General features: G+C 65.7%; 27 protein-coding genes. 15 read left to right on the top strand and 12 right to left on the bottom strand.

Annotated elements, in window-relative coordinates; all coding sequences use genetic code 11:
• Window positions 1-30 precede the first annotated feature (30 nt).
• A complete protein-coding gene (locus PT015_RS06515) occupies window positions 31-543 on the bottom strand; it encodes a DUF6328 family protein (RefSeq protein WP_285189698.1) in 513 nt (170 codons plus the stop codon).
• A gap of 32 nt (window positions 544-575) precedes the next feature.
• The gene (locus tag PT015_RS06510; protein WP_390887942.1) at window positions 576-1,157 is read right to left on the bottom strand and encodes a TetR/AcrR family transcriptional regulator; all 582 of its coding nucleotides are present in this window, start codon (window positions 1,155-1,157) and stop codon (window positions 576-578) included.
• 71 nt (window positions 1,158-1,228) lie between these two features.
• On the opposite strand from PT015_RS06510, the gene PT015_RS06505 reads away from it, so the two are divergent.
• Window positions 1,229-1,906, top strand: coding sequence for a class I SAM-dependent methyltransferase (locus PT015_RS06505; protein ID WP_285189697.1), 678 nt, complete (start codon window positions 1,229-1,231; stop codon window positions 1,904-1,906).
• On the opposite strand, the gene PT015_RS06500 is transcribed toward PT015_RS06505, so the two are convergent.
• The 3 genes from PT015_RS06500 to PT015_RS06490 are packed head-to-tail and all read right to left on the bottom strand — an operon-like array spanning window position 1,903 to window position 4,962.
• Complete coding sequence (locus PT015_RS06500; RefSeq protein WP_285189695.1) at window positions 1,903-2,979, bottom strand: prenyltransferase; 1,077 nt, start codon at window positions 2,977-2,979, stop codon at window positions 1,903-1,905. The genes PT015_RS06505 and PT015_RS06500 overlap by 4 nt on opposite strands.
• Window positions 2,966-3,697, bottom strand: coding sequence for a class I SAM-dependent methyltransferase (locus PT015_RS06495; RefSeq protein ID WP_285189694.1), 732 nt, complete (start codon window positions 3,695-3,697; stop codon window positions 2,966-2,968). The genes PT015_RS06500 and PT015_RS06495 overlap by 14 nt, the downstream gene beginning before the upstream one ends.
• On the bottom strand, window positions 3,691-4,962 hold the full coding sequence (locus tag PT015_RS06490) for a glycosyltransferase family 4 protein (RefSeq protein ID WP_285190965.1): 1,272 nt from the start codon (window positions 4,960-4,962) through the stop codon (window positions 3,691-3,693). Before PT015_RS06490 ends, PT015_RS06495 begins: the two co-directional genes overlap by 7 nt.
• Before the next feature lie 212 nt (window positions 4,963-5,174).
• Here PT015_RS06490 and PT015_RS06485 point away from each other — a divergent pair, with 212 nt between their 5' ends.
• From PT015_RS06485 to PT015_RS06460, 6 genes are all read left to right on the top strand, one after another.
• Entirely contained in the window at window positions 5,175-5,735 is a 561-nt protein-coding gene (locus PT015_RS06485; protein ID WP_285189693.1) for an isochorismatase family protein, read from the top strand.
• Entirely contained in the window at window positions 5,732-6,529 is a 798-nt protein-coding gene (locus tag PT015_RS06480; RefSeq protein WP_285189692.1) for a ketosteroid isomerase family protein, read from the top strand. The genes PT015_RS06485 and PT015_RS06480 overlap by 4 nt, the downstream gene beginning before the upstream one ends.
• A 166-nt stretch (window positions 6,530-6,695) precedes the next feature.
• On the top strand, window positions 6,696-7,949 hold the full coding sequence (locus tag PT015_RS06475; RefSeq protein WP_285190964.1) for an ABC transporter substrate-binding protein: 1,254 nt from the start codon (window positions 6,696-6,698) through the stop codon (window positions 7,947-7,949).
• A gap of 26 nt (window positions 7,950-7,975) precedes the next feature.
• Entirely contained in the window at window positions 7,976-8,887 is a 912-nt protein-coding gene (locus tag PT015_RS06470) for a carbohydrate ABC transporter permease (RefSeq protein ID WP_285190963.1), read from the top strand.
• Window positions 8,878-9,720, top strand: a complete 843-nt coding sequence (locus PT015_RS06465; protein ID WP_285189691.1) for a carbohydrate ABC transporter permease — start codon at window positions 8,878-8,880, stop codon at window positions 9,718-9,720. The genes PT015_RS06470 and PT015_RS06465 overlap by 10 nt, the downstream gene beginning before the upstream one ends.
• A gap of 3 nt (window positions 9,721-9,723) precedes the next feature.
• Window positions 9,724-10,806, top strand: coding sequence for an ABC transporter ATP-binding protein (locus tag PT015_RS06460; RefSeq protein WP_285189690.1), 1,083 nt, complete (start codon window positions 9,724-9,726; stop codon window positions 10,804-10,806).
• Window positions 10,807-10,815: 9 nt separating this feature from the next.
• On the opposite strand, the gene PT015_RS06455 is transcribed toward PT015_RS06460, so the two are convergent.
• From PT015_RS06455 to PT015_RS06445, 3 genes are read right to left on the bottom strand one after another with little or no spacing between them, the layout of a single operon-like run.
• Window positions 10,816-11,610 carry a sensor domain-containing protein gene (locus tag PT015_RS06455; RefSeq protein ID WP_285189689.1) on the bottom strand — a complete coding sequence of 265 codons (795 nt, stop codon included), beginning with the start codon at window positions 11,608-11,610 and terminating at the stop codon, window positions 10,816-10,818.
• 56 nt (window positions 11,611-11,666) lie between these two features.
• On the bottom strand, window positions 11,667-12,329 hold the full coding sequence (locus PT015_RS06450) for a sensor domain-containing protein (protein ID WP_285189688.1): 663 nt from the start codon (window positions 12,327-12,329) through the stop codon (window positions 11,667-11,669).
• Window positions 12,330-12,380: 51 nt separating this feature from the next.
• A complete protein-coding gene (locus PT015_RS06445) occupies window positions 12,381-13,931 on the bottom strand; it encodes a sensor domain-containing protein (protein ID WP_285189686.1) in 1,551 nt (516 codons plus the stop codon).
• A gap of 82 nt (window positions 13,932-14,013) precedes the next feature.
• Here PT015_RS06445 and PT015_RS06440 point away from each other — a divergent pair, with 82 nt between their 5' ends.
• The 5 genes from PT015_RS06440 (at window position 14,014) to PT015_RS06420 (ending at window position 19,587) form a co-directional block, all read left to right on the top strand.
• Window positions 14,014-15,594, top strand: coding sequence for a S53 family peptidase (locus tag PT015_RS06440; protein ID WP_285189685.1), 1,581 nt, complete (start codon window positions 14,014-14,016; stop codon window positions 15,592-15,594).
• Window positions 15,591-17,546 carry a zinc ribbon domain-containing protein gene (locus PT015_RS06435; protein ID WP_285189683.1) on the top strand — a complete coding sequence of 652 codons (1,956 nt, stop codon included), beginning with the start codon at window positions 15,591-15,593 and terminating at the stop codon, window positions 17,544-17,546. Before PT015_RS06440 ends, PT015_RS06435 begins: the two co-directional genes overlap by 4 nt.
• A gap of 86 nt (window positions 17,547-17,632) precedes the next feature.
• A complete protein-coding gene (locus PT015_RS06430) occupies window positions 17,633-18,271 on the top strand; it encodes a DUF5642 family protein (protein ID WP_285189681.1) in 639 nt (212 codons plus the stop codon).
• A 14-nt stretch (window positions 18,272-18,285) separates the two neighbouring features.
• The gene (locus tag PT015_RS06425; protein WP_285189679.1) at window positions 18,286-19,092 is read left to right on the top strand and encodes an acyl-CoA thioesterase domain-containing protein; all 807 of its coding nucleotides are present in this window, start codon (window positions 18,286-18,288) and stop codon (window positions 19,090-19,092) included.
• Window positions 19,093-19,119: 27 nt separating this feature from the next.
• Window positions 19,120-19,587, top strand: a complete 468-nt coding sequence (locus PT015_RS06420) for a VOC family protein (RefSeq protein WP_285189677.1) — start codon at window positions 19,120-19,122, stop codon at window positions 19,585-19,587.
• Here PT015_RS06420 and PT015_RS06415 read toward each other — a convergent pair.
• The 3 genes from PT015_RS06415 to PT015_RS06405 all read right to left on the bottom strand — a co-directional run bounded on the left by PT015_RS06415 (window position 19,568) and on the right by PT015_RS06405 (window position 22,627).
• A complete protein-coding gene (locus PT015_RS06415; protein ID WP_285189675.1) occupies window positions 19,568-21,262 on the bottom strand; it encodes a hypothetical protein in 1,695 nt (564 codons plus the stop codon). The two genes, PT015_RS06420 and PT015_RS06415, sit on opposite strands and share 20 nt — an antisense overlap.
• 189 nt (window positions 21,263-21,451) lie before the next feature.
• Window positions 21,452-21,895, bottom strand: coding sequence for a nuclear transport factor 2 family protein (locus tag PT015_RS06410; RefSeq protein WP_285189673.1), 444 nt, complete (start codon window positions 21,893-21,895; stop codon window positions 21,452-21,454).
• Between the two features lie 495 nt (window positions 21,896-22,390).
• Window positions 22,391-22,627: a hypothetical protein gene (locus PT015_RS06405; protein ID WP_285189671.1), complete on the bottom strand. Its 237-nt coding sequence runs from the start codon at window positions 22,625-22,627 to the stop codon at window positions 22,391-22,393.
• A gap of 157 nt (window positions 22,628-22,784) precedes the next feature.
• On the opposite strand from PT015_RS06405, the gene PT015_RS06400 reads away from it, so the two are divergent.
• From PT015_RS06400 to PT015_RS06390, 3 genes are all read left to right on the top strand, one after another.
• Window positions 22,785-22,925, top strand: a complete 141-nt coding sequence (locus PT015_RS06400; RefSeq protein WP_313825838.1) for a DUF2256 domain-containing protein — start codon at window positions 22,785-22,787, stop codon at window positions 22,923-22,925.
• Between the two features lie 163 nt (window positions 22,926-23,088).
• Entirely contained in the window at window positions 23,089-24,774 is a 1,686-nt protein-coding gene (locus PT015_RS06395; protein WP_285189669.1) for a GMC family oxidoreductase, read from the top strand.
• Between the two features lie 71 nt (window positions 24,775-24,845).
• The gene (locus PT015_RS06390) at window positions 24,846-25,721 is read left to right on the top strand and encodes an alpha/beta fold hydrolase (protein WP_285189667.1); all 876 of its coding nucleotides are present in this window, start codon (window positions 24,846-24,848) and stop codon (window positions 25,719-25,721) included.
• On the opposite strand, the gene PT015_RS06385 is transcribed toward PT015_RS06390, so the two are convergent.
• On the bottom strand, window positions 25,702-26,073 hold the full coding sequence (locus PT015_RS06385; RefSeq protein ID WP_285189666.1) for a DUF1761 domain-containing protein: 372 nt from the start codon (window positions 26,071-26,073) through the stop codon (window positions 25,702-25,704). The genes PT015_RS06390 and PT015_RS06385 overlap by 20 nt on opposite strands.
• Window positions 26,074-26,084 lie beyond the last annotated feature (11 nt).

Here is a 26,084-nt window from a genome sequence, read left to right as displayed (position 1 = left end):
CGCGGGCAAACTCGCATCGGTGTGCCGGGATCAGTCGGGCGGCGGCGCGGCGCGGCGCACCCACATGGGCAGCAGCACCCAGAAGCCGAGTTGTGCGGCGATCGCGCAGGATCCGGCGACAACGCTCGCGGTGGGTCCGGCGACTGCGCCGAAGATGATCACCGTGACGCCGGTCAGCGCTAGACCCATCAACAGCAGGCCGGAGTAGGCAAACCGGTGCGCCGCCGATACGAGGAACTGGGTGCGATGGCGTCGAAACAGAAGCCGGTGCATCCCGACCGGGGCCTCCAACAATACCGTCGCGCCCACCGAGCACCCCACCGTCGCCAGGTAGATCGCGCGCATGGTGGTGTTCAGGCCGTCGAAGCGGGGCTGAAACGGAAGCGTCAACAAGAAGCCGGTGAGCAACTGAACGCCGGTCTGGACGACCCGCAACTCCTGCAGCAGGCTGAGCCAATTGCGGTCCAAGCGTTGGGTTTCGGTCTCCGATCGCGCCGTGGTGTCCCACGCCTGATCGCGTTCGGGATGGTCGACGACGTCCATGGGCGTTGATCATGCCAGCCCGCGTCGAGTGGCTAGGCCTTCTCGTCCAGGAGCAGTCGCGCCGACGTCTCCAGCCGGTCCGCGATCTCGGTGTAGGACGCGTAGCCCATACCGGCGCGCACCAGGGCGCCCGCATACAGCAACTCCAGGGATTCGACCAGGTCAGGGTTGTGCCCGTTGCCCAGCGCGGTGGCCAGCCGCTGATGTATCTCGTGGCCGACGCGCAACCGCAGGTGCTCGACTTCGGGATCGGCGCTGAGCAGCGCGTTGGTGACCGCGCCCGCCAGCGCGGGCTCGTCGGCGACCAGCAACGCGATCTGGCGCAGCACAGCGATTACACGGTCGACCGGATGCGGCGAGGCGATCGGCTCGACCGGGCTGGACGCGAGTCGTCGCCAGAACACCTCGGCCACGAGATGCTCTTTGGACGAGAAGTAGGTGTACGCGGTGGCTGCGCCGACGCCTGCTTCCGCGGCAACCATACGAATCGTCAACCCGGAGAAGCCTTCTCGGCTCAGCACGCCGATCGCCGCGTTGCCCAGCCGGTCAACCGTGTCGGCCTGCTTGGCGCTCAGGCGCCGTCTCGTCGATTCCCGAACTATCGGGTTGGACACGTGTCCGGACACTACTACACCACCTCGGGTGCGGCAACAGGATCGCGACCCCCGTGCACTACGTTCAGGGGATGGTGTCCTCCGCAGATCGCACTGTCGACGACGAGCTGACCAGCCGGTTATTCGCGTTGGCGGAGCGTGTCACCGGCTTCATGCCCGCCGATGAGGGTCGCGCCCTGTACGACGTCGCGATGAGCTACCTGGACCACGGTGTCGGCGTCGAGATCGGGACCTACTGCGGCAAGTCGACCGTGCTGCTGGGAGCGGCGGCGGGAGCGCGCGACAGCGTGCTCTACACGGTCGACCACCACCACGGTTCCGAGGAACACCAGGCCGGTTGGGAGTACCACGACACCTCGCTGGTCGACCCGGTCACCGGACTGTTCGACACCCTGCCCACCCTGCGTCACACGCTCGACGAGGCCGGTCTCGACGACAACGTGGTGGCCGTGGTCGGCAAGTCGGCGGTGGTGGCCCGGGGTTGGCGCACGCCGCTGCAACTGCTGTTCATCGACGGCGGCCACAGCGCGGAGGCCGCCCGCCGGGACTACGAGGGTTGGGCGGCCTGGGTGCAGGCCGGCGGTGCACTCGTCATCCACGACGTCTTTCCCGATCCACGCGACGGCGGGCGACCGCCATACGAAATCTACTGTCGCGCATTGGAAAGCGGTGCCTTCACGGAGAAGTCGGCGACGGGGTCGATGCGGGTGCTGGAACGAATCGGCGGCGCTGCGGGCGAAGCGGTCTAGCGATCCGATCGGCTGGTCACGCACTCGCAGTCGTAGTCGCTTTCCAGGCCGCGCGGCAGGTCGGTGCCGCGGAAGATGCCGTTGCCCGCGGTGGTGCGTGAGAGTGCGTCCGCCGCGAGGATCACCGCTGCCCCGGTCCACGTGGTGCGCTCGACGGGCCACCGCTTACCGTCGCTGAACACCAGCCCGGTCCAGTACGAACCGTCCTTCTCGCGGAGATGCTGCATGGCCGCGAACTGGGTGAGCGCCGCCTGCCGGTCGCCCATCGCGTCGAGCGCCAGCACCAGCTCACATGTCTCCGCGCCGGTCACCCACGGCCGGTCGTCGACGCAGCGGATGCCCAGACCGTCGACCACGAAATCGCTCCAGCGTTCCGCGATTCGGGCCGTTGCGGCCTCGCCGCGCAGCGCGCCACCCAAGATCGGGTAGTACCAGTCCATCGAATGATGAGGCTTCTCGGTGAACGCCGCGGGATGCACCGCTATCGCGTGGCCCAGCCGGCCCAGGGCGAGTTCCCATTCGGGCTGTGGCTCGTCGACCAGATTCGCCAACGCCAGTGCGCACCGGATGCTGTGGAAGATACTGGCGCAGCCGGTCAACAGCGCCTCAGTCAGCGGGCCGGAAGGGCTTCGCGCCCAACAGATTTCGCCACCCTCAAGCTGCAGGTCCACCACGAAGTCGATGGCCGCGCGCACGGTGGGCCACATCGCGTCGGCGAAGTCGCGGTCGCCGGTGACCAGCACGTGGTGCCAGACGCCGACCGCGACGTAGGCGCAGAAGTTGCTGTCGCTGTTGGCGTCCTCGATGACACCGGCGCGCAGCTGGATCGGCCAGGAGCCATCGGCCCGCTGCGCACGGCGACACCATTCGTAGGCGCGCCGCGCGGGTTCGATCAGCCCAGCCACCGTCAACGCCATCGCGCATTCGACATGGTCCCAGGGGTCGGTGTGACCACCGTCGGACCACGGGATCTCGCCGGACGGAAACTGTGTCGCCGCAATCGATTCCGCCGTCTGGCGGCACTGTTCGGGGGACAGGACGCCGACGACGCCCGGTGCGTTAGACCAGCTCAACGGCGGGTACCGGTTTCTCGAAGTACAGCGCGACGCTCTTGCCGATCAGCGGGTTCAGCGCCGACTCGGCGACTCGGGTCAGCAGCGGGCGCCGCATCATGTCCCATACCAGCAGCTTGTGGTAGGCGGTGACTGCGGGGTGATCCGGCTTGTCCACGCCCACAGCGCATTTCAGCCACCAGAACGGTGAGTGCAGCGCATGCGAGTGATGCGCGTGGGTGAAGTCCATTCCCCGATCGGCGATCTTGCCGCGCAGCTCGTTGGCGCGGTAGATGCGGATGTGGCCACCCTCGTTGCTGTGGTAGTCGTCGGACAGCAGCCAGCACAGCTGTTCGGGGAGCCACCGCGGCACCGAGACGGCCAGCTGCCCGCCCACTTTCAGCACCCGGATCAACTCGGAGATCACGGCGTCGTCGGCCGGAATGTGCTCGAGAATTTCGGAGGCGATGACGCAGTCGAAGGTCTCATCCGGATAGGGCAGCGCCCGCGCGTCGCCGGTGACGGCCTCCGCGCGGGCGGATTCGGGTGCCTCGCCCGCGTCCGCCATGCCGCGGAACATCGTGCCGACATCGCTGATCTCCCCGGCATTCTGATCGAACGCGACGATGTCAGCGCCGCGCCGGTACGCCTCGAAGCTGTGCCGTCCGGCGCCGCAGCCGACGTCGATGACCTTGCTGCCCGGGCCGATGTGGAGCCGGTCGAAATCGACGGTCAGCACAGTTCGCCCACCGCCGGGCTGGGGTCACGTGCCACGCCGGTTCGTGCGATGGCCTGCTCGTACACGCGCACCGTCTGCGCGGCCACCGACTCCCAGCTGAACACCTCGACGGCGCGGCGGCGTCCCGCGGCCCCCAGGCGTTTGAGCTCGCCCGGGGAGTCCAGCAACTGGCCCACCACCCGGGTCAACTCGGCGACATCGCCAGGCGGCACCAGCCTGGCGCACTGGCCGTCCTCACCCAGGACCTCGGGCAGCGCGCCGGCCCGGCTGGCGACGATCGGCGTGCCGCTCGCCATGGCTTCGACGGCGGGCAATGAGAAACCTTCGTACAGCGAAGGGATGCAAGCGATTTCGGCAGAAGCGAAGAGCCGGGCCAATTCCTCGTCGGACAGACCGCTGGAGATGTGCACGATGTCGGAGATGCCGAGCTCGGCGATCAGCTTCTCGGTCGGCCCATTCGGCTCCAGCTTGGCGACCAGCTGCAGCTCGAGGTCGTAGTGGTGGCGGAGTTTGGCGATCGCCTGCAGCAGGTGTCCGACGCCCTTGAGCGGAACGTCCGCGCTGGCAATTGCCATGATGCGGCCTGGAATTCGCGGTTCCGCGGACGGCGCGAACATGTCGGTGTCGACGCCCAACGGTACGACGTGCAGCTGATCCGGGTGTACGCCGAAATCGGCGATGATGTCGGTCGCCGAGGACGACGAGACGGTGAGCAACTCGGGGATGCGGCGGGCCACCCGCTGCTGCATCGCCAGAAATCCGTACCACCGGCGCACCGAGGGTTTGCGCCACCAACGTGCGGCGGCGAGATCCACCAGCCGGTCACGGGTGATCGGGTGGTGCACGGTCGCGACCACGGGTAGGACGTCGGCGGCGATGTCCAGGAGGCCGACGCCCAGGCTCTGGTTGTCGTGCACGACGTCGAAGTCATCCCGCCGGCCGGCGAGCAGCCGAGCCGCCCGCAGGCTGAAGGTCCGTGGTTCGGGAAAGCCCGCGCTCCACACGCCGGCCAGTTCGAGCACATCGATGCGGTCCCGGATCTCCCGGGGGTGCGGGATGCGGAAGGGGTCCGGCTCGCGGTACATGTCCAGGCTGGGCACCTCGGTCAGCACCACCCGCGGGTCGAGCTCCTCGGGGTAGGGCTGACCGGAGAACACCTCGACGTGGTGGCCCAGGTCGACCAGGCTTCGGCTGAGGTGCCGAACATAAACTCCCTGGCCACCGCAGTGCGGCTTGCTGCGATACGACAACAGCGCAATCCGCATACTCACGCCCGATCTGATGTTGAGGTGCCGAGAATCAGCACGGTGAAAGGTCCGGACGAGGCGTCGACGAACTTTCTGGACACGTGTCTGGACTATAGTTTGACGAACTACCTGATGCAACGCGCAGCTAGTGGCATCGACTTTGCCGATCCTACCCAGCGGAATGCCCGCGGTGACTCGGGTACCGGCCCGGTCGGCGATAACGTGGTGTCATGCGCGCGCTGGTCGTCGTCGACGTTCAGAGAGATTTCTGCGAGGGCGGCCCGGTTGCCGTGACCGGTGGAGCGGATCTGGCGGCCGCCATCCGCGACTACCTCGCCGACGGCGCCGGATACCGCCACGTGATCGCCACCCAGGATGCGCACATCGACCCCGGCGGGCACTTCTCCGATCAGCCGGATTACATCTCGTCGTGGCCGCCGCACTGCCGCGCCGACAGCGTCGGTGCGCAGTTCCACCCCGACATCGATCCCGCCCGGTTCGAGGCAATCTTCCGCAAGGGCGCGTACGACGCCGGATACAGCGGGTTCAGCGGCCGCGACGACCGCGGTACGTCGCTGGGGGATTGGCTGCGGCAGCGCCGGATCGATGCGGTCGACGTGGTGGGCATCGCGACGGATCACTGTGTGCGCTGGACGGCGCGTGACGCCGCGCGTCAAGGCCTGGCCACCCGGGTGCTGGTGAACCTGACCGTCGGCGTCGAGGAGGAATCCACCGCCGCGGCACTGGAGGACCTGCGGGCGGTCGGCGTCGAGATCGCGATGAGCCGATGACGGGTGCGACGTCGTCGGCATTGCTGGCTGCGGTCGAGCAATCGCCGGCGGCCGCCGCGGCACACGATCGCGACGGGTGGGTGGGCCTGTTCACCAGCGACGGCAGTGTCGAAGACCCGGTGGGGTCGTGGCCACACACCGGTCGTGCCGAGATCGGTCGCTTCTACGACACCTTCATCGGCCCGCGCGAGATCGGCTTCCACCGCGATCTCGACATCGTCCGTGGCTCAACGGTGATCCGCGACCTCGAGCTGGAGGTGGTGATGGGTTCGGCTGTGACCATGAGGATTCCGGCGTTCCTGCGCTACGACCTGCGCCAGGTCGACGGCGACTGGAAGATCGCGACGTTGCGCGCGTACTGGGAATTACCCGCGATGATGCTGCGGTTCCTAGGCAACGGCGCATCGGCGCTGCCCGCCGGCGTCGCGCTGACCCGGGGCCTACTGCGCAATCAGCGCCTGCGCGGCACGGCCGGATTCGCCGCGGGCTTCCGCCGCGCGGGCCCCCGGCAGAAAACATTGATCGACACGTTCGTGAACGCCGTGGGACGCGGCGACAGATTCACCGCGCTGCAGGCATTGTCATCCGGTGCGGAAATCACTTTCGGTGACGACGAGACCGCCGATGTCGCGGCGTTGATCGCGCGCAGTCCCGGCGCGACGGTGACGAAGCTGATCGCCGCGGGCACGACCGTCGCGGCTTCGGTCGTGGCGGGCCAACAGCGCGGAGTGTTGTTTGCCGATGTGGCGAAGCGGGGCACTGGAATTCGGCAGGTGCGTTACTTCCCGCAGTGACACCCCCGTCGCCGCCACCCAGCAACACCACAGCCGAATCGACTACCAAAGAACCACATCCACCACAGCAAGCCGGAGAGACGACACGAACACCAGCCCTGGTCGCGGTCGACCGTTCGATCGACGCGCATTGTTGCGCGGTGCCGGCGCACTCGGTGCCGCGTCGATGGCGCTGTGGCCCACCGCGTGCAGTTCCGATGACGACGCGCTGACGTTCTTCTTCGCGGCCAACCCTGAGGAGGCCGACGCCCGACTGCGGGTCGTCGACGCTTTCCAGCGCCGGCATCCCGACATCAGGGTGCGAACGCTGTTGTCGGGCCCCGACGCTCTGCAGCACGTGTCGATATATTGCGCCGGCGGCAAATGCCCGGACGTGCTGATGGCATGGGAATTCACCTATTCCGGGTTGGCCGAGCGTGGGGTGCTGCTCGATCTCAACACCATGCTGGCGCACGACAAACTGTTCGCCACCGAACTCAAGGCGGACAGCGTGCCGTCGTTGTACGAAACGTTCGGCTACAACGGCGGGCAGTACGCGTTTCCCGAGCAGTGGTCGGGAAACTTCCTGTTCTACAACAAGACTCTGTTCGCCGAGGGCGGCGTGCATCCGCCACCGGGACGCTGGGACGAGCCGTGGAGCTTCGCCGAGTTTCTCGACGCGGCCCAGGCGTTGACCAAGCGGGACGATTCGGGTCGCGTCACGCAGTGGGGATTCGTCGACACCTGGGCGCCGTACTACTCGGCGATGTTGTTCGGGATGAACAACGGTGTGCCGTGGTCGAATCCGCGCCTCAACCCGACGCACCTCAACTTCGACGACCCGGCGTTCATCGAGGGCATACAGTTCTACGCCGATCTGGCCAACCGGCACCGAGTGGCGCCGAATGCCTCGGAGGCGCAGTCGATGGCGACGACGGATCTCTTCACCTCGGGGCACGCGGCGCTGGCGCTCGGCGGGCACTGGCGATACCAGACATTGGACCGCGCGCGGGGTCTCGACTTCGACATCACCCCCCTGCCGCTCGGGCCGAAAGGGCACGGGGTGCACTCGAACATCGGCACCACGGGTCTGGCGATCGCGGCGAGCAGCCCGCGCAAGAAGCAGGCGTGGGAGTTCGTAAAATTCGCCGCCGGCCCGGTGGGGCAGGCCGTGATCGCCGAGTCCGGGCTATTCGTGCCGGTGCTCAAATCGGCGATCCACTCGGCCGGTTTTGCCAAGGCGCACAGCCGGATCGGCAACCTTGCCGTGCTCACCGGTGGACCCGGGCACGCCGAAGGATTGCCCGTCACGCCGGACTGGCCCAAGATCGCCGCGCTGCTGGATCGCAACCTCGGGCCGGTGCTGCGTGGCGCGCGTCCCGCGACGACGTTGGCCGACACACTGTCGCACCACGTCGACGAGGTGCTGCGAGCGCCGTGACTCCCGTCGACATCGCCGCCGCACCCGTGGCCCGCCGTCGCGGCCCGTCGAAACGGCGTGCGCGGGCGGGACGGCTGTTCGTCGCGCCGAATCTGGCGGCGGTGGCCGTGTTCATGCTGTTCCCGCTCGGCTTCTCGTTGTACATGAGCCTGCACAACTGGGACGTGTTCACCCCGGCCAGATTCGTCGGGATGGCGAACTATCGCAGCCTGTTCACCCAGGACCCGCTGTTCAGCATCGCCATGCGCAACACGGTGGTCTACGTGGTGGGCACGGTCGTACCCACCGTTCTGATCAGCCTCGCGGTGGCCGGTGTGCTAAACCGAAAGATCAAGGGCATAGCCATCTTCCGGACGATCATCTTCGTACCGCTCGCGGTGTCGTCAGTCGTTATCGCCGTCGTATGGCAGTTCGTGTTCAACACCGATAACGGTCTGCTCAACATCGTCCTGGGCTGGGTCGGCATCGACCCGATCCCATGGCTGGTGGATCCGAAGTGGGCCATGACGTCGCTGTGCATGGTCAGCGTGTGGCGCAGCGTGCCGTTTGCCACCGTCATCCTGCTGGCCGCGATGCAAGGTGTGCCGGAAACGCTCTATGAGGCCGCCCGACTCGACGGGGCGGGTGAGTTGCGGCAGTTCTTCGCGATCACGGTGCCGTTGGTCCGGTCGGCCGTGTCGTTCGTCGTGGTCATCTCGATCATCCACGCGTTTCAGGCTTTCGACCTGTTCTACGTGCTCACCGGACGCAACGGGGGACCCGAGACCTCGACGTATGTTCTCGGCATCATGCTGTTCCAGCACGCGTTCGCCTTCCTCGAGTTCGGATACGCCTCCGCCCTGGCCTGGGTGATGTTCGCAATCCTGCTGGTGCTGACCGTGATTCAGTTGCGGCTCGGGCGCCGTCGTGCGGCGCAGGAGGAGAAGTCGTGGGCGTGACGACCCGGGCGATCCGGCCGAGCGTGCTTCGGGGGGTCGCGGTGTACGCCGCCCTGACGGTGATCGCCACCTGCGCGCTGTTCCCGATCCTGTGGGGCCTGTCGGGGTCGCTGAAACGCGCGGGCGAGATCACCACGCCGACACTGTTTCCCGCGCACCCCCAGTGGTCGAACTACCGCGAGGTCTTCGCGGTGATGCCGTTCTGGCGGATGTTCTTCAACTCGGTGCTGTATGCCGGCTGTATCAGCGTCGGACAGGTCTTCTTCTGCTCACTTGCCGGTTATGCGTTCGCCCGGTTGCGATTTCGCGGACGCGACACGCTGTTCGTGCTGTATCTGGGCACCTTGATGGTGCCGTTGACGGTCACGGTGGTCCCGCAGTTCATCCTGATGCGGACGGCCGGGCTGACCGACACACCCTGGGCCATGATCGTTCCGGGCTTGTTCGGCAGCGCCTTCGGCACCTACCTGATGCGTCAGTTCTTTCGGAACATGCCTGACGAACTCGAAGAGGCGGCGATCCTTGACGGCTGCACCCCATGGCAAATCTATTGGCGGATACTTCTTCCGCACGCGAAGCCGGCGGTGATGGTGCTCGCGGTGCTCACCTGGGTCAACGTCTGGAACGATTTCCTGTGGCCGTTGTTGATGATCCAACGCAACAGCATCGCCACGCTCACGCTGGGGCTGGTGCGGATGCAGGGCGAGTACGTGTCGCGCTGGCCCGTGCTTATGGCCGCTTCGATGCTCATTCTGCTGCCGCTGCTGGTCGTGTACGCGATCGCGCAGCGTGCCTTCATTCGGGGGATAGCCGTGACCGGGCTGGGTGGATAACTCATGGCCCCAGTGACTTTCGAGCAGGCGACGCGGCGCTATGCGGGCGCGGAGCGTCCCGCCGTCGACCGCCTGGACCTCAGCGTCGGCGATGGCGAGTTCGTGGTGCTGGTCGGGCCTTCCGGATGCGGCAAGACCACGTCGCTGCGCATGATCGCCGGGTTGGAATCGGTCGACTCGGGGCGCATCCTGATCGGGAACCGCGACGTCACCGACGACGATCCGAAGGACCGCGACGTCGCCATGGTCTTCCAGAACTACGCGTTGTATCCGCACATGACGGTTACGCAGAATATGGGATTCGCGCTCAAGATCGGCGGTCTGCCGAAAAGCGAGATCCGGCAACGAGTCCTGGACGCCGCGCGCCTGCTGGACCTCGAGCCGTACCTGGACCGCAAGCCGAAGGACTTGTCCGGCGGTCAGCGGCAGCGCGTCGCGATGGGCCGCGCGATCGTGCGTCGGCCGCAGGTCTTCCTGATGGACGAACCATTGTCCAATCTGGACGCGAAACTGCGGGTGCAGACCCGCAATCAGATCGCCGGACTACAGCGCAGGTTGGGCACCACCACCGTCTACGTCACCCACGACCAGGTCGAGGCCATGACGATGGGCGACCGTGTTGCGGTGTTACGTGACGGCGTCCTGCAGCAGTGCGCGGCACCGCGCGAGTTGTACCGCAATCCGGTGAACGTATTCGTCGCGGAGTTCATCGGTTCGCCGGCAATGAACCTGCTCGCCGTTCCGGTCGTCGACCACCACGTCATGCTGGGCGACTGGTCGATGCCGCTGCCGCGGGACATCGCTCCTCCCACAAACGAACTCGTGATCGGCATCCGGCCCGAACACCTCGAGGTCGGTGCGACCGGCATCGAGATGCAGATCGACGTCGTGGAAGAACTCGGCGCAGACGCCTATCTGTACGGGCGCATCCTCGGGCCGGACAGCCAATCCGGGCATCCCGTCGTCGCCCGCACCGACGGGGTCGATCCACCGTCGCGGGGGTCGCGGGTGCGCCTACACCCACAACCGGGACACCTACATTTCTTCGGCGTCGACGGCGGCAGGCTGCGGCGAGCCCGCGACTAGCGTGATCGCTTACGCCGGAATGGAATTCCCGAGCCGGTCGAGGATCGTGGGCACCGCGGCACCGCTGTCACCCCGCTGACACACCCGGACAGCGAAGATCACGTTGTTCTTCACCCGTGCACCGTGGGCGCATCCCCAGCCGTCGGCGTTGTTGTTGGTCAACTCGGTGTTGTGCCAGTACGCGCTGGCCGGATCGCCGGGTTGCACCTGGAACTGCCACGACGTGCCGGCATTGTCGGTGGGCCGGTGCACCGTCACGTTGTTGCACTGATCGACCGACTTGAACGCGTTCTGGAAGGCAGTGGTCGCGCTCGCGGCGTCGGCGTAAGAGGCGACCTCTTGCTCGACGACGTGCGAGTAGTTGTCCTTGCTCTCCTGCTGGCGCAAGGCGCGGAAGGTGGTGAAGTCCTTGCCCACCGCTGAGGTGTTGAGGCCGAACAGCACCGCGCACGCCGATTGGTTGCCCAGGGCGTAGGGCTGCAGCGGTGTCTTGAATTTCTGCTCGTAGTTCAATGTGCCGCTGATGATTCCGCTCACGTCGTCCAGTGACAGCAGCAGCCCGTCCACCTTGCCGGGCGCGACGACCGCGGGGGGAGGGGGCGTGGCCGGTGCTGCCGATGACGTCGGCGCAGCCGCCGGCGGGGCCGTCGGATCGCCCGCGGCGGCCTGCTGCGAGGTGGCAGTCGGTGCCGGCTTGTCGACCGCCGGGTTGAGGGTGTCTTCGTCGTTCTTGGGGTGCGAGCAGCCGACGGCCGCCACAGCGATCAGGCTCGCGCACGTTGCGATGAGGTGGAGCCGCTTCATGGAATTCGCCTTTCTGTCAATCAAATTCGGAGGTATGGCAATCGCTTCTACTGAATTCAGGACGGAAGACCGGCCACCATCTGATCCATCATTTGACTGACTGACGGGCCCGCGTTACCCATCTGGCACACCTGCGCCCGCATGATCGCGTTCTCGGCGGCGTGCAGGTCGACGTAGCAGTTCCAGCCGACCGGGTCACCCTGGTACAGCTGGGCTTGGTGCCACTTCGCGTCGTTGCCAGTGACTTTCGGCGCCGAGAGCTCCCACGACGGCTTGCTGTCGAGATCGGTGATCTGCACCGTCGCGTTGCACGATGACGTCGGCTCGATGCCCTTGGTGAAGACGTTCTGCGACGTCTGAGCGTCCGGGAACGTCGCGACCGTCTGGATCACGATGTAGTCCGGATCGTCCTTGTCGTCCTTGAACATGGTGATGCGAAACAGGTTCAGGTCCGACCCGTAGAACTTCGTCCCGGTCGACAACAACGGTGCGCACTCGGGATGCTTGTCGAGTTCCGCCTCGGGAAAGGGTCGTTTGCCCTTCGCCTGAATCGGCAGGTTGGTGCCGAGGATGTCGCCGACCGTGTCGGCCGACAGCAGCACCGCGTCGATGTTGGAGCCGGTGACCTGGGCGGCCGACGTATCCGCTGCCGCGGTGGGCGTCGCCGCCATGAGCACGGCCAGTCCTGCACAGCCAAGTGCGCGAAGTTTACGTTTCATCGAGATTCTTGCCTCCTCTGATCTGAACCGTTGACGACGAAAAATATTGGCTTACTTCGGAATTGAATTCGCCATCTGATCGGCGATCTGCCCGACCACGTCGGCGGGGTTGCCGTACTGGCAGACCTTCGCGGCGAAGACGACATTGCTCTGCGTGCGGAAATTGAAGACGCAGCGCCATGTACTGGGCTGGCCCTTGACCAGGTCGATGAAGGCCCACTGCGCACTGTTGCCATTGACGACAGGCGCTTGCAGCTGAAACTGCTCGTCCGGATCGGAACTCGCCGGTACCCGGGCGCCGTCGCAACCGCCGAGATTGCTCAGTGCGCTCTGGAAAGTGCGGGTAGCGGTGTCGGTGTCGGCGTAGGTGGCGACCAGTTGGGTGACGATGTGCTGGTAATTGTCTTTGTCTTCGCGCGAGTCGACCGAGCGAAATGCCGTGTAATCGACATTGGCGCCGAACGAATTCGAGTCGGGCCCGATCAGGGGACTGCAGTTCGGCTTGCCGTCGAGGTCGCGCGGGTCGGTGGGGTAGGGCAGCGAGGTGCTGACGCCGAGGTTCGCGCCGATGATCTGGCCGACCTGCGGAACGCCCAAGATGACGGACTTGATCTTGTTGGGCGCAACGAAATCGGACGGCGCCCGCGGCGCCGGCTTGTCCGGCGGGGGAATACGGGCGCTGATCTGATCCACCGCCGCTGCGGTCGCCGGACTTCCGTTTGCCCACCCACAGAAGTATGCCTCGACAATCACGTTGTTCTTTACACGAACTTCGTGACTGCAGCGCCAGCCCAGGATCTGCTGCTTATCGGTCAGCTGAAGTGAGGAGAATTTCGCGACATCACCGGTGAATGGTCCGGGCGCAATGATTTTCCACCCGGTCGTTTCCGATTTAGCGGAGATCGTGGTGGCGTTGCACTTACCGATGGAACCGTAAGCGTTATGGAAAAGCTCGCTCGCTTTGGCGGCCGTTTCGAAGGTGGCGACGGCTTGCTTGAACACCCCGACAAGACTGTCGCCTTTTGTCGCTCGGTTCGAAATTCCACGATAGGCGGTGAACTCGCCGTCGCCGAGCGCATCCTTGGTCAGGCCCATCGTCAACGCGCAGCTGGGGTGGTCGAAGTCGCTCGACGACACACTCGGTGAGGCGAGTTCGGTGCGGTCGTCAAGTGAGAGTCCGACGATCTCGTCGACGTCTTCGGTCGACAGACTGAGGTTTTTGATGCTGCTGGCGGACAACGGCTTTGGTGGTGGCGCGGGGCTGGTCGGCGCGCCGTCGGCGGCCGGAGCCGTCGTGGTTTTCTTCGCCTGCACCGGTACGCCGGCCGTCGTGTGAGTACCGCAGGCTGCGAGCGTCAACGCGATCGCGGCAGCACTTCCCGCTGCCAGAAATCGACGCCGTCGTCCTTGCATCATCAGTGCGGTCCTCTCGTCTTTCTGGTGCAGGCGGGGAGTAGGCAAGGTGATGTTAGCCTGCTGACCAATTTTGTGGGATTCATATGAGTGGGGTCGCGGTAGCGTAAACGGCGGCGCGTGAGCGAAATTCGCAGAATCGGCACAAGGGCGGTTTGGATGTGAAGTACTTTTGCCGGTGGCCGGCACGCATGATGAATCAGTCGAAGGAGCAGCGGTGATTCGACTGTGGCGCTCCCGGGGTGCCTTTGTCAATCGTTCAAGCGGCCGGGTGGGGCTGCGTCTGGTTGCGTTGTTCGCCGTCGCATACCTGGCCCTGGCCCTCGGGGCCGGACCGGGTCGGGCCGGGCATCAGACCTTGATCGGCGGACCGATGGCCTGGCTGCTCGGTGCGTCGAAGGACCTCGGCCCGGCGCATCAGGACCGCATTTCGTTGGCCGCTGCGCTGCACCGCGCGGACCGCCCGGACGCGCTGATCGGCTGGGCGCAGGGCCATCACCTGGGCCTGCAGTGGCAGCCGGGTGCTGACTGGGCCTACATCGACGGCACGCCGGCCGACCTGGGGTCGGCGTTCAGCGTGGCGATCCACGATTTCCGCAGCCGCAGCGGTCAGGTCTTCTACGCGGCCGCGCAGCAGCCGTCGATCCCGGCCGCGTTGACCGGCGAGGTCAGCGAGCTCGGCAGCATCCTGGGCTACCAGTTGATGCATCGCGCGCAACCGCCGAACATCCCGCTCGACGTTCCTCGCGGTGGCCTCCGGCCTCCGGCGCTGCTGCGCACGTACAACGCCGAGCCGCTCGCGCAGGCCGGTTTCACCGGCAAGGGACAAACGGTCGTGTTCTTCGAGATCGACGGCTTCAAGCAGGTCGACCTCGACCGCTGGGCAGACAAGCTGGGCTCGCCGCGCTTCACGCCGGAGCTCATCGGCGGCCAGCCGGGCAAGGTGCTGGGCGAGACCGAGATGGACCTCGAGGTCGTCCACGCGATCGCGCCCGACGCGCGGCTCGTGGTCGTCAACGCGCTCGCCTTCGGCGGCTCGACCAGCTACGCGCAGGCGGGCCAGATGTACCAGCTCGCCGACCGTCAGTTCCCCGGCGCGGTGTGGAGCACCTCGCTCGGCATCGGCTGCGACCGGATGGCGACCGCCGCCGATCTCGCCCCGGTGGAATCCGCGGTGCAGATCGCGGAGTCACACGGCACGTCGGCCTTCATGTCCAGCGGAGACTCCGGGGGCCTGGAATGCGCGGAGTTCAACGGTGATTGGTCGACACCGCCCGGGGAGAACGATCAAGGCGTGAACGCCGTCGGTTCGGTGCCGGCGATGACCGACGTCGGCGGAACGACCCTGAGCACCGACGCCAACGGCGTCTGGGTCTCGGAAGCCAGTTGGTTCGACTCGCCCATGTCCCAGGGCACCGGCGGGGGAGTCTCGCGACTGTTCTCCCGTCCGTCATGGCAGAGCACCGTGTCGTCGGCGTGGGACGCTACCCACCGCCTCACGCCCGACGTCGCCGCGGATGCCGACCCGTACAGCGGCGTCAGCATCCTGGTCGACGGGCAGTGGATGGCCGGGGGCGGCACGTCGCAGGCGGCGCCGATCTGGGCGGCGCTGACCGTGCTGGTCAACCAGTTCCTCACGACAAACGGTGGGCAGCCGGTCGGCAACATCAACCCGGTGCTCTATCAAGTGGCAGCGGGGGCGGCCAAGCCCGCCTTTCACGACGTGGTGATGGGCGGAAACGCGGTGCACATCGCGGTGCCCGGCTACGACCTCGTCACCGGACTGGGCACTCCCGACACCGACAACCTGGCCCATGACATCCTCGACATCCAGCAAGGGGTCCGGCGATGACGACGAGTAATGCTGTGGCTCAGCAGAATTCGGCGATCGTGCAATGCCGGGTGTGCCAGAGCGATGTGCCCAGCGGGGCATTCTGCGGCAACTGCGGTGCTCACCTGTACCAGCTGCCCGGCAGCGGACCCGACCGGTTGCGCTCCGATGCCTACGTGGCGGAGCCCAACGAGCAGTTGCTGCGACTCTCGTTGATCACCACACTGTTTCCGCATCTGCTGCCGCGGTCGCGGACGGCATTCCGGGTCGCGTTGGGGCTGCTGGTGGTGGCGTTGGTGGTCTTGGCGTTGCTGCGGTGGCAGGCGGCGCTGATCGCCATCAGCGTGTTCGGTGTGCCCGTGCTCTTCATTGGCTACCTCCGACAGGCCGGTGTGCGCAGCGATCTCGGGTTGCCGACGGTCGCATCGACGTCGCTGGCCGGGTTGGTGCTGGGGGCAGGCTGGGCGTACCTGACCGGTCCGGTGCTGGCCAACACCTACCTCAATGTGCTCGGCCCTGGACGCGGTGGGTTGCTGGTACAGGGGATCAGCATCCCGGTGCTCGGGGCGCTCTTGATGGTCGTGCCCGTGGTCGTGGCCCGCGTCGTTCAGCCCGCGAGTCAGGAGTCGCTCGACGGGTATGCGCTCGGCGCCCGGGCGGCCCTGTTCTTCACCGCGGCGGCCGTCGCGGTCCGCGCGACGCCTCAGCTGTCCAATGGGCTTGTCGCGCAGCATAAGCCGACCGCTGTCTTGCTGATGCAGGCCGGCGTGCAGGGCCTTGCCATGCCGGTGACGGCCGCGGCCGCCGGTGGTCTGACCGGCGTGGCGCTTTGGTTCACCCGGCGCGGGGCGCCCCAGCGTGGTCCGCGACATCGTGTGGTCGTCGCGGCGTTGGCGGCCGTCGTCGTCATCTACGCCGCCCTCGGCGCCGTCGACGCCGCAAATCTCACCCCTCAGGTTCAGCTCGGCCTGCACCTGATCGTCACCGCCATTGCCCTGCTGGGCTTGCGGATCTGTGTGCATCTCGGGCTGCTGCACGAGCTGCCCGATCCCGCGCGCGGTGATGCTGCGTTGTGCTTCCACTGCCGCCACGCGGTCCCGGACATGCCGTTCTGTCCGAACTGCGGGGCGGCCGCGCGAGCGTCGAGCCGGTTGGCCCGCGGCGCCAGACGTGCTGTCGCCGAGGACCCTTCGGGTTCTGGGCTGTTTCCCGGATACGGCGTGCCGCCCGGGTCGTACAGCGCGCCGCTGCCACGCAGAGCATCGCCGGCCGCGCTGGTCGGCACGATGGCCGCGGTGTTGGCGGTCGCGGTGGCGGTGGTGTCGGCCATCTCGGTCAAGGCGACGCCCGCTGCCGTGCACTACGCGTGCCCTCCGGATTGTGGAAGGCCGCCGATCGGCCCGCCGGTCGGCGCCGAACCCGGTCAGGCGCCGGTGGCCGAACCGCCCGCCGCCACACCGCCGGCCGAGAAGCCTGTCGCGGTCAAGACCTACCCACGGTTCACCTCCAAGGACGGCGCGTTCTCGGTCGCCTACCTCCCGGCGGCGAACGTCACGAAGAGCGATGACGGCATCACGCTGACCTTCGACCGGATGGACGGCGAGATAAGGCTCTTCGGTACGCCGGCGAACAATCGGACACCCCGGCAGATCGTGGAGCAGTACATCCAGAAGAACTACCGGACCGCCCAGACGGCATACCAAATTCCCAACGCCATGGTGGGTTACGAGCCCGGGTACGGGGAAGTGGACGATTTCTCGCTGGAGAACCCCAACGCGGCGTCTCGGCGCGGGCGGCTGCTCGTCATGACCGCGGTCAAGAACGGCCTGGCGTTGGTCGCGGTTGCGGAGGGCCCGATGATCAGATTCACCCCGCGCACCTCCGGGCATCCTTCGGCGGTGAATATGATGATCGCTCAGCTCATGGGTAACTCAGTCAACAGCTTCACCTGGAACAAGCCGGCGGGCCAGTGAGACGTTCCTCCCGTCGAGTAGTCGCATGCGTAGTGCTGGCGCTCGGTCTGCTGCCCGGATGCTCGCACTCCGTGGACGGGGCGCCGGTGAGCCCGCCGGACGTGACTGCGCTACCGCCCCCGTCCCTGCCGACGCCGAAGAACACCCCACCGCCCCAGACCACCTATTTCGACATCACCAAGATCAGCGAGCTCGAGGGCCAGTTCCCGCCCGGGTTCGACCGCGTGCAGAACACCACCATCGCGCCGCTGGGACCCGACGCGGACAAGTTCTTCGCCGTCGGTGTCGGCGACATCGTCAAGATCGATCCGCCCCTGTGCCGATCGGTGCTGCAACCGGTGCGACCGCCTCCGGAAGCGCAGTACACCATGATCGGTGGACTCGGTAAGGGCGCGATTCTGGTGGGCGCCGTGAATTCCCCCAAGCCGCTGGGGAAGGGGATTGTGCCGAAAGGCTGTGAGGAGGTCTCGGTCACCCAGCGAGTCGGCGGCCGACTGGCCGTGTCCAAGGTCACCCGCCAAGCCGGGCCGCCCATCGACGGCGTCGTCACCACCGAATCGATCTCGATGTCCGCCGAGGGTGCCACCAAGTCCTATGTCTTCGCGGCGTTCCTCAGCGACAACGTGGCGGTCACCGCCGAGGGTGTTCTTCCCGGGAATCCCGAGGCGGAAGATCTGCTCAGCGGCATGCTTGTCAAAGCCGTGAACGTCATCCGCTCGGGTTAGCGGAGGCGGCGGCTGTGAACCCGGCACACTTCACCCGGTCCGAAAACGGCGAATTCGAGCCGACCCAATTCGCGGGCAGCCACTGGGGCGACGATCATCTCAACGGGCCCGCCGTCGTCGGTCTGGCCGCTCAGGCGCTCGAAAGAGATTGCGGGTCACCGGATTTCATGGCGAGTCGGTTGACGGTCGATCTGTTTCGCGCCGCTCGCGGGCTTCCCACCGCGGTGAGTGTGCGGGTGATTCGCGACGGTCGGCGGGTCCGCAGCGCGGAGTGCGATATCGCGCAGGACGGGCGGTTGATCGCACGCGCCAGCTTGCTGCAATACCGGCGATCGACGGCACCGCCCGGCGAATTGTGGAGCGTGCCGATGGTGTTCCCGTTTCCGCCGCCGCTGGAGGACGGGGCGATGACCGCGGTGCACAGCGACGCGGTCGAATGGAGTCGCTCGCCGGGTGAACACCAGAACGCCTCTCGAAAGCGCTTCTACAACAGCGCCATCGACATTGTCGCGGGACAACCCAATTCACCGTTCGTCCGAGCCGTGATGGCCGCGGAGTCGACCAGCCTGGTGACAAACCTCGGCACCGAGGGCATCGGCTATATCAACGGCGATCTGACCGTCGGATTGGCGCGATTACCGATCGGGGAATGGATTGGTGTGCAGGCTGATTCGCATTGGGCCGAGGACGGGGTGGCGGTCGGAACCGCGACACTGTTCGATCGGTCAGGCGCTTTCGGCTCCGGCATGACGACGGCGGTCGCGAATCCGGCCGCCCAAATCGACTTCGCCAACAGCCCGTTCCCACTGAGGATCCCGTAGGGCGGAGCCCATCCGCAGGAGGTTGCAATGGCCGGTCAGCGAACGGTTTTCAATCACGTCGGCCTGTGTGTGTCCGACACCGCTCGATCGCGCCGCTTCTATGAGGGCCTGCTCGGCTTCGACTTCTGGTGGGAGCTCACGCCACCCGACGAGGGCACCGGCCAACTGTTGCAACTGAACGAGCCGATCGGACTGCACGCGACGTACCTCGTGCGCGACGGCCTGGTGCTCGAACTGCTGGCCTACTCGCACCGGGTGTTGCGGGCCGGGTCGGACCGCGTGATGGATCAGGCTGGGCTGACCCACATCTCGCTGTCGGTGTCCGATCTCGCCGGGGTCCTCTCGCGGGTCTCGGAATTCGGTGGCACCGTCGTCGACGACACCGTGTCCGAGCAGTCGGCGATGATTCGCGATCCCGATGGTCAGCTGCTCGAGTTGCTCCCGGATACGTGGCTGTCGGTGTTGCCGCCGCGCACTAGAGCGGATCGACGGTGAATTGCACCGTTCCGTGCAGCGTCGGTCCGCGCTCCATGTCGATGGCGGCGCTGACGGTGTATGTGCCCGCGTTGTAGAGCTTGATGTGAGCACCCCAGCCACCGCCACCCTGGCAGGCGTTGAAGCCGTCGTCGTCTTCCCGGTACACGGTGGCGCCGGAACTGTCGGTGACGGTGATGTGGCCCTTGCAGTAGCCCAAGTCGCTGTTTTCGGGCCGATCGATCGTCCATCGGTATGACAGATCGACGTAATACCCTTTCTTGTCATGGGATTTGGGGCTGAATTTGTAGTGGTTGGGCCCGATCATCAATCCGCCGCCGGCCTCGAGTCCTTTGGTCGACAGAGTCAACGTGGCGGGTCCGGATGCGACAGGTGTGGCGCGTTTGTCGGTGCGGACGTTGATGGTTTCGGTGTTCTGCCCGGTGAATTCGCCGAAAAAGCCGCTCAGGGTGGCGGCCAACTGGTTGGCGATATCGGGGCCCAGTGACAACACCGCATTCAGGCTCTTGGTCGCGATGTTGCCGGCCCAACGACCAGCGTCGGCAATGGGGTTGGTGGACACCGCGTCCGTGCCACTGGTGACGCAGTCGATCAGCGGCCGCATCCGGCCGCCGAGGTCGGCACCCGATGGAATCGTCTCGCCCGCGATGGTGGTGAAGGGCTTCAGACAGCTGACGACACCGGGAATGTCGAAAACCTTTGCGCCCGGGTACATTGCGTGCATTCCCAGCAGGAATCCGTTGATCAACGTGACACCCGGGTCGGCGCGAAGTCCGATCAGCTCGGGCGGGCTGGTCAGGCCGAATTGAAGATGCGTCGTACCGCCCGGCAGCAACACAGTGCCGTCGCCGACGCTCGGCGCGAACACCGTCTGGTAGAAAGCCGAGTCGATCCACTGGGAAACGTCGGGTGCGAACTCAGGTCCTTGATTCGTCGACACCGGCCGCGAGCGGACGACCCAGCCCAACGGCGAGTTGGACACCAGGTCGACACTGACGTCATTTCCGTTGCGCGACAGGCACGGCCACGCCGCCGGCACGGTCGTCGGATCCAGGGTGTACGTCGTGTCGTCGACGACGAGAGCCTTCCCGACGCATGCCGGTTGCGGTGACGAGAGCCCGAGATAGCCGTTCAGCGCTTGCGTTACCTGACGCCCCAAGGCGTTCACGTCGATGGTGAACGGAAAGAATCCACTCAGATGGGTCGTCTGAGCGGTCAGAATCTGTCGCTCCGAGTCCCAGTGCGACGGCAGTACTTCGGGTTCGGTTGTGCCCTCCGACAGCGCCACGACGGCCGGCAATTGTCCCGGCTTGAACGGCAGCGGCTTGCCGTGAAAGTCGTAAGTCAGCGTGAGCGGCCCCGAAGGTTGTTTGCCGCCGGGCAGTTCGACCGTGGCGCCGGGCGCCGCAATTGCCAAGTACGACTGCGCCTTCGGTGGATCTTGGGACGACGGCGCGATGGTGACGGAACCGGAAGCGTCATTGACAGTCAGCCTGTAGCTCTTGGTGTCCAGAGAGGTTTCGGTGCCCTTGGCGGTCGTGCTGGTGGCCGAGTGGTTGGCCGATGAACTGCCGTGCCCGCTGCAGCTGCACACCGCCGTAGCGATCAGCACTGCCGCCAAGATGTGGAATGCCTTGCTGCACTGACGGATGCGCGTCGAGCGGGCTGGTGGCATCGTCGCTCATTTCCCGTAGGAGAACCAGTCCGACGGTTCCCGTGTCGTCTGAGCTTAGCTGCCGCGGTCGATTACCGGTTAAAGGTGCTGTGCAGCAAGGCTTGTCATTGGCGGGGCAGTTGGGAGTGAAACGTCACTGTGACGTTTCACGAGTGGGGAGTGGCGGTTGGCACGGGGGAGACGGCTGGATCACGACTCGAGTTGATCGAACATCAGCAGCGGATCGATGCCGAGTTGCTTGGCGATGTGGGCGGTGTCCCAGTATTCGCGCCAGCAGGAGATGAGTCCGTCGCGAACCTCGAAGATGGCCGCCACGAAGAACTTCACCGGGGTTTCGCCGATCATGTTCACGTCGACTCGTTCCACGACGACCGTATCGCCCGTTGACACCACGGAGCGGATCTCGCTGCCGTCGACCATGCCGGACGACATGCCGGACTGCTGCGCCAGTGCCGCCTTAGCTGCCTCGCGGCCGTGCACGACTGGTGACAGCGGCACGTTCAGTTGCCACTCGAAATCCTCGTGCAGTAGGGCTGTCATTGCATCCACGTTCATCGCCTGCCCATAGGCGGCGTGGACGAAGTCCAGGACGAGTTGCTCGTTGGTGCTCAGCGGACGATCGATAGTTGTCACTGCTCATTACCTCCGAGACGACGGGTTCCTGGCCAGTCAAGCACTTTCGCGTCGATTAAATCAGCCAATTTAGAAATTGCTTCACGCAACCAGGCCGTGGGTGCGCCGATATGCCGAAGTCGCTTGTCCCGCAACTGATTTTGGCGCTGCTGCGACGCAGACGCGCACCATAAAAACGTCACTGTGACGTATTGATGGTGTAACGGGCCGCTCGCGAAGTTGGGGGTCGGAGGTTGCCGATCGGGGTCGGCCGGCGACAGGTCGGCACCTCGAGCGTGCGATCTGGTCGGATCGGCCGTGGGCCCTAGGCCGCCGGCGGGTTCACGGCTGCGGTTGAACCTGCGCAACCCGAAGAGGCGAGCGGAAGATGACCGAGGTCAGAGGGCATTCTGTCGGTGTTCACCGGCTTATCGCACGTCAGGATTGTGCCGATAAGCGACATTATGTCAAGTCAGGTATGCCGCGAAAGGTCGGCACCCGACCTACCCTCGCCCGCTACCAGCTGGTGCCGTCGAGCCCGGGAATCACGCACCGCCCGCTCGCCGCCACGCGGCCGATGACCATGCTGTCGTAGCCGGTGCAGGACGAGTTGAGCGGCTCGCAGGTATTGATCGATGTGATCACCTTGTCTTGGCCGCACGAAGATCCCGGAGCTGGGTCGGCTGCGGCGACGGCACTACAGAAGCCGAAGGCGAACATTGCAGCAGACGTGACAACGAGCGAGCGGGTCATGTAAGACCGCATCGGTACCTCCCCTGTTGATGGTTCCGATGTTACGCGCGAATCGTGCGACCGCAGCGGGGCCGGCACGCGGTCTGCATAGCGTCTTCACCTCCAAAGACGCTGACGGAATCGATACGAGAGCCGCGTCGGCGGGTATAACCAGGCGGTGCAACGCTCTTCGGAAACCAAGACGTGTGTCGTGTGTGGACGTCCGTTTGCCAACCGTAAGAAGTGGCGCAACCGCGGCCAATGGGATCAGGTCACGTATTGCTCAGAGCGATGCCGACGTTCGGCCAAACACGCGTAGTTAGTATTGCCCTGCGTTCACAGATCGAGGACGTGTGCAGTGCCGCGTCGACACGGCGCATTTCGTCGTGGTTTGAGAAGTCGGTACGTCCGATGAGAAATCTGCACGTTAGCCCTACATCCAAAGCCATCGCAGTCTTTAGCTGTGCCACAATCATTTTCAAATGAGCCCGGTGCCCGAATTCGACTTCATCATCGTGGGAGCAGGCAGCGCGGGCTGCCTGCTGGCGAACCGGCTGAGCGCCAACCCCGATCACCGCGTGCTCCTGATCGAGGCCGGCGGCAAGGACGACTGGTTCTGGATCAAAGTGCCGGTGGGTTACCTCTATACGATTGCCAACCCGCGCACCGACTGGTGCTTCACTACCGAGGCCGACCTCGGTCTGGCCGGTCGCAGCATTCACTACGCGCGTGGCCGGGTTATCGGCGGCAGCTCATCGATCAACGCGATGATCCACATGCGTGGCCAGGCAAGCGATTACGACATGTGGGCCCAGACGACCGGCGACGATCGCTGGCTCTGGGGCGGCCCGGACTCTCCCGGCGAAACCCTGGGGATCTATAAGGAGTTGGAAGACTACTTCGGTGGAGCCGACGAGTGGCACGGCGCCGGCGGTGAGATCCGGGTCGAGCGGCCGCGGGTGCGGTGGAAGATCCTGGATGCCTGGCAGGCCGCCGCCGCCCAGGTGGGCATCTCTCCGATCGAGGAATTCAACCGCGGCGACAACGCCGGCTCCGCGTACTTCCATGTCAACCAACGGCGTGGTCGGCGCTGGTCGATGGCCGACGCATTCTTGCATCCCATCGCCCACCGGCGGAATCTCACCGTGTACACGAAGGCGCAGGCATTGCGCCTTCTGATGGACGACCAGGTTCACGAAGACCAGCGCCGAGGGGCCTGGACCACGGCGCAGCACCGCGTCACCGGCGTTCGGTTACTCAAGGGCGGCAACACCATTGACGTCCACGCCCGCCGAGAGGTGGTCCTGAGCGCCGGCAGTATCGGATCGCCGCATCTGATGCAGGTGTCCGGTCTCGGCCCGGCCGGGCTGCTCGCCCAGCATCAGGTGCCGGTAGCCGTCGATCTGCCCGGTGTTGGCGAAAACCTCCAGGACCACTTGCAGATACGGACGATCTATCAAGTGCGGGGCGCCCGGACCGTCAACACGCTGTACCGGAACTTGATCACCCGCGGCGGCATGGGACTTCAGTACCTCACCATGCGATCCGGTCCTATGACCATGCCACCCTCAACGCTCGGGGCGTTCGCCAAGAGCGACCCCGCGTTGTCCAGCTCTGACATGGAGTGGCACGTTCAGCCCCTGTCATTGCCGAAGTTCGGCGAACCGCTGCATCATTTCGGCGCGATCACTCCCTCGGTCTGCAATCTGCGGCCCACTTCGCGGGGTCTCGTGCGGATGGCCAGCGCGGACCCGCAGGTCAGTCCGAAAATTTCCTGCAACTACCTGTCGACCGACGCCGACCTCCTCACCGCCGTGCGCGGCCTGCGGAAAACGCGGCAGATCATGGCGGCGCCGGCGCTCGCCCGCTATCGCCCGCAGGAGCTGCTCCCCGGTCCGCAGTTAACGAGCGACGACGAGTTGCAGAAGGCGGCCGGCGAACTGGGCACGACGATCTTCCACCCGGTGGGAACCTGCGCGATGGGAGCCTTCGACGCCCATGGCCGACCGCGGGCGTCCGCCACCGTGCTCGACACCGACTGCCGCGTCTATCGCGTCGCCGGTCTCCGCGTCGTCGACGCGTCGGCGATGCCCTCGATCACGTCGGGCAACACCAACGCGCCCGTGATGCTCATCGCCGAGCGCGCGGCGCGGGCGATCGTGGGCTAGATCGGCTGCTGGCAGTGTCTGGCACCTTTCGGGATCGCCATGGCAGCTGCCTAGCAGGCATTTTCGGAGACATGAATACGACTATCACCGAACAATTCCTCGCGCAGCCGCTGCAATTCGCCCAGGTCGACCGCGCTCAGATCGCCTACCGCAAATTCGGCGACGGGCCGGCGCTGCTATTGCTACACGGTTTCCCGTTGTCCAGCTTGAGCTATCGGCACCTCGTGCCGCACCTGGCGCGCCACTTCACCTGCTACGATCCTGACACTCCAGGCCTCGGCGCGTCCGAATGGCACAGCAATTTCGACTTTCATTTCCCGTCGCAAGCGCTCACGATTCGCCAGTTCGTCGACACACTCGGCGTTCGGTCCTACACGGTGTTGGGTCAGGACAGCGGTGGGACTCTCGCACGGCTGCTGTGCCTGAGCGATCCAGAGCGCGTCGAGCGGCTGATTCTGCTCAATACCGAAATGCCCGGCCACCGACCGCAGCTCATCCCCCTCTACACCGCGCTGGCGCGCATTCCCGGTTCGACGGAATTGCTGCGTCCCTTGACTCGTTGGCGACCGTTTCTGGTGTCCCGCGCGACGTTCGGTGACGTGTTCGCCGACCGGAAGTTGCTCGACGACGATTTCTTCCGGTGCGTCGTCGAGCCACTCGTCATGAACCGGCGACGACGAGAGGGCGTACGTCGATATCTGCTCGGTTTCGACTGGAATGTCGTCGACAATTTCCGGATTACCCACCGCGAGCTGTCGGCGCCGGTGCACATGATCTGGGGAGCCGACGACCCGTTCTTCCCCGTCGACCTGGCCCGCGAGATGGCAGAGCAGTTCTCCCCCGCCGCTGAACTGACCGTGATTCCGGACGCCAAATTGCTTGTGCACGAGGAACACCCAGGTCAAGTCGCCTCAGCCGTCCTGCAGTTCAGCCAATGCCGGGAGTGACCCCGATGGCGAGTGCCATCGCGAGGAACAGCGTGAGTTGGTACGCGCTGTTGAGGACGGTCAGTCGAGGTGGCTTCAATTCAAATGCGTTGTGCTGAAGCAACGTTGTGGCAGAAAACGCCAACCAGGCCGCAGCGCCCACAAGGACGGCGAGCCACACCGCGCGACTGCCGGTCGCCGTATGGGTGACCCCGATGGCGCTTCCCAGGCCGATGGCGGTGATGGTGTTGGCGATCAACAGTTGGGCCATATTCCGTCGCCTGAACGCCTCGGATTGCTCCGCCGTGATGCCGGTCAAGCGCGACCAGGTGGTTAGGAACAGCTTTCCGTACCACGCGCCCGCGACCGCCATCCCCACGACGA

It is taken from the genome of Candidatus Mycobacterium wuenschmannii (genome assembly GCF_030252325.1).
GTDB lineage: Bacteria > Actinomycetota > Actinomycetes > Mycobacteriales > Mycobacteriaceae > Mycobacterium > Mycobacterium wuenschmannii.
This window is presented reverse-complemented; position numbering and strand designations above follow the sequence as displayed.

What these genes read in the sequence shown, in the direction of transcription:
- PT015_RS06390 (WP_285189667.1), top strand. Translation starts at nt 24,846, where the DNA reads ATGAATACGACTATCACCGAACAATTCCTCGCGCAGCCGCTGCAATTC.
- PT015_RS06505 (WP_285189697.1), top strand. Translation starts at nt 1,229, where the DNA reads ATGGTGTCCTCCGCAGATCGCACTGTCGACGACGAGCTGACCAGCCGG.
- PT015_RS06490 (WP_285190965.1), bottom strand. Translation starts at nt 4,962, where the DNA reads ATGCGGATTGCGCTGTTGTCGTATCGCAGCAAGCCGCACTGCGGTGGC.
- PT015_RS06480 (WP_285189692.1), top strand. Translation starts at nt 5,732, where the DNA reads ATGACGGGTGCGACGTCGTCGGCATTGCTGGCTGCGGTCGAGCAATCG.
- PT015_RS06475 (WP_285190964.1), top strand. Translation starts at nt 6,696, where the DNA reads ATGGCGCTGTGGCCCACCGCGTGCAGTTCCGATGACGACGCGCTGACG.
- PT015_RS06405 (WP_285189671.1), bottom strand. Translation starts at nt 22,627, where the DNA reads ATGACCCGCTCGCTCGTTGTCACGTCTGCTGCAATGTTCGCCTTCGGC.
- PT015_RS06515 (WP_285189698.1), bottom strand. Translation starts at nt 543, where the DNA reads ATGGACGTCGTCGACCATCCCGAACGCGATCAGGCGTGGGACACCACG.
- PT015_RS06455 (WP_285189689.1), bottom strand. Translation starts at nt 11,610, where the DNA reads ATGAAGCGGCTCCACCTCATCGCAACGTGCGCGAGCCTGATCGCTGTG.
- PT015_RS06420 (WP_285189677.1), top strand. Translation starts at nt 19,120, where the DNA reads ATGGCCGGTCAGCGAACGGTTTTCAATCACGTCGGCCTGTGTGTGTCC.
- PT015_RS06435 (WP_285189683.1), top strand. Translation starts at nt 15,591, where the DNA reads ATGACGACGAGTAATGCTGTGGCTCAGCAGAATTCGGCGATCGTGCAA.
- PT015_RS06485 (WP_285189693.1), top strand. Translation starts at nt 5,175, where the DNA reads ATGCGCGCGCTGGTCGTCGTCGACGTTCAGAGAGATTTCTGCGAGGGC.
- PT015_RS06460 (WP_285189690.1), top strand. Translation starts at nt 9,724, where the DNA reads ATGGCCCCAGTGACTTTCGAGCAGGCGACGCGGCGCTATGCGGGCGCG.
- PT015_RS06450 (WP_285189688.1), bottom strand. Translation starts at nt 12,329, where the DNA reads ATGAAACGTAAACTTCGCGCACTTGGCTGTGCAGGACTGGCCGTGCTC.
- PT015_RS06395 (WP_285189669.1), top strand. Translation starts at nt 23,089, where the DNA reads ATGAGCCCGGTGCCCGAATTCGACTTCATCATCGTGGGAGCAGGCAGC.
- PT015_RS06415 (WP_285189675.1), bottom strand. Translation starts at nt 21,262, where the DNA reads ATGCCACCAGCCCGCTCGACGCGCATCCGTCAGTGCAGCAAGGCATTC.
- PT015_RS06385 (WP_285189666.1), bottom strand. Translation starts at nt 26,073, where the DNA reads ATGGCGGTCGCGGGCGCGTGGTACGGAAAGCTGTTCCTAACCACCTGG.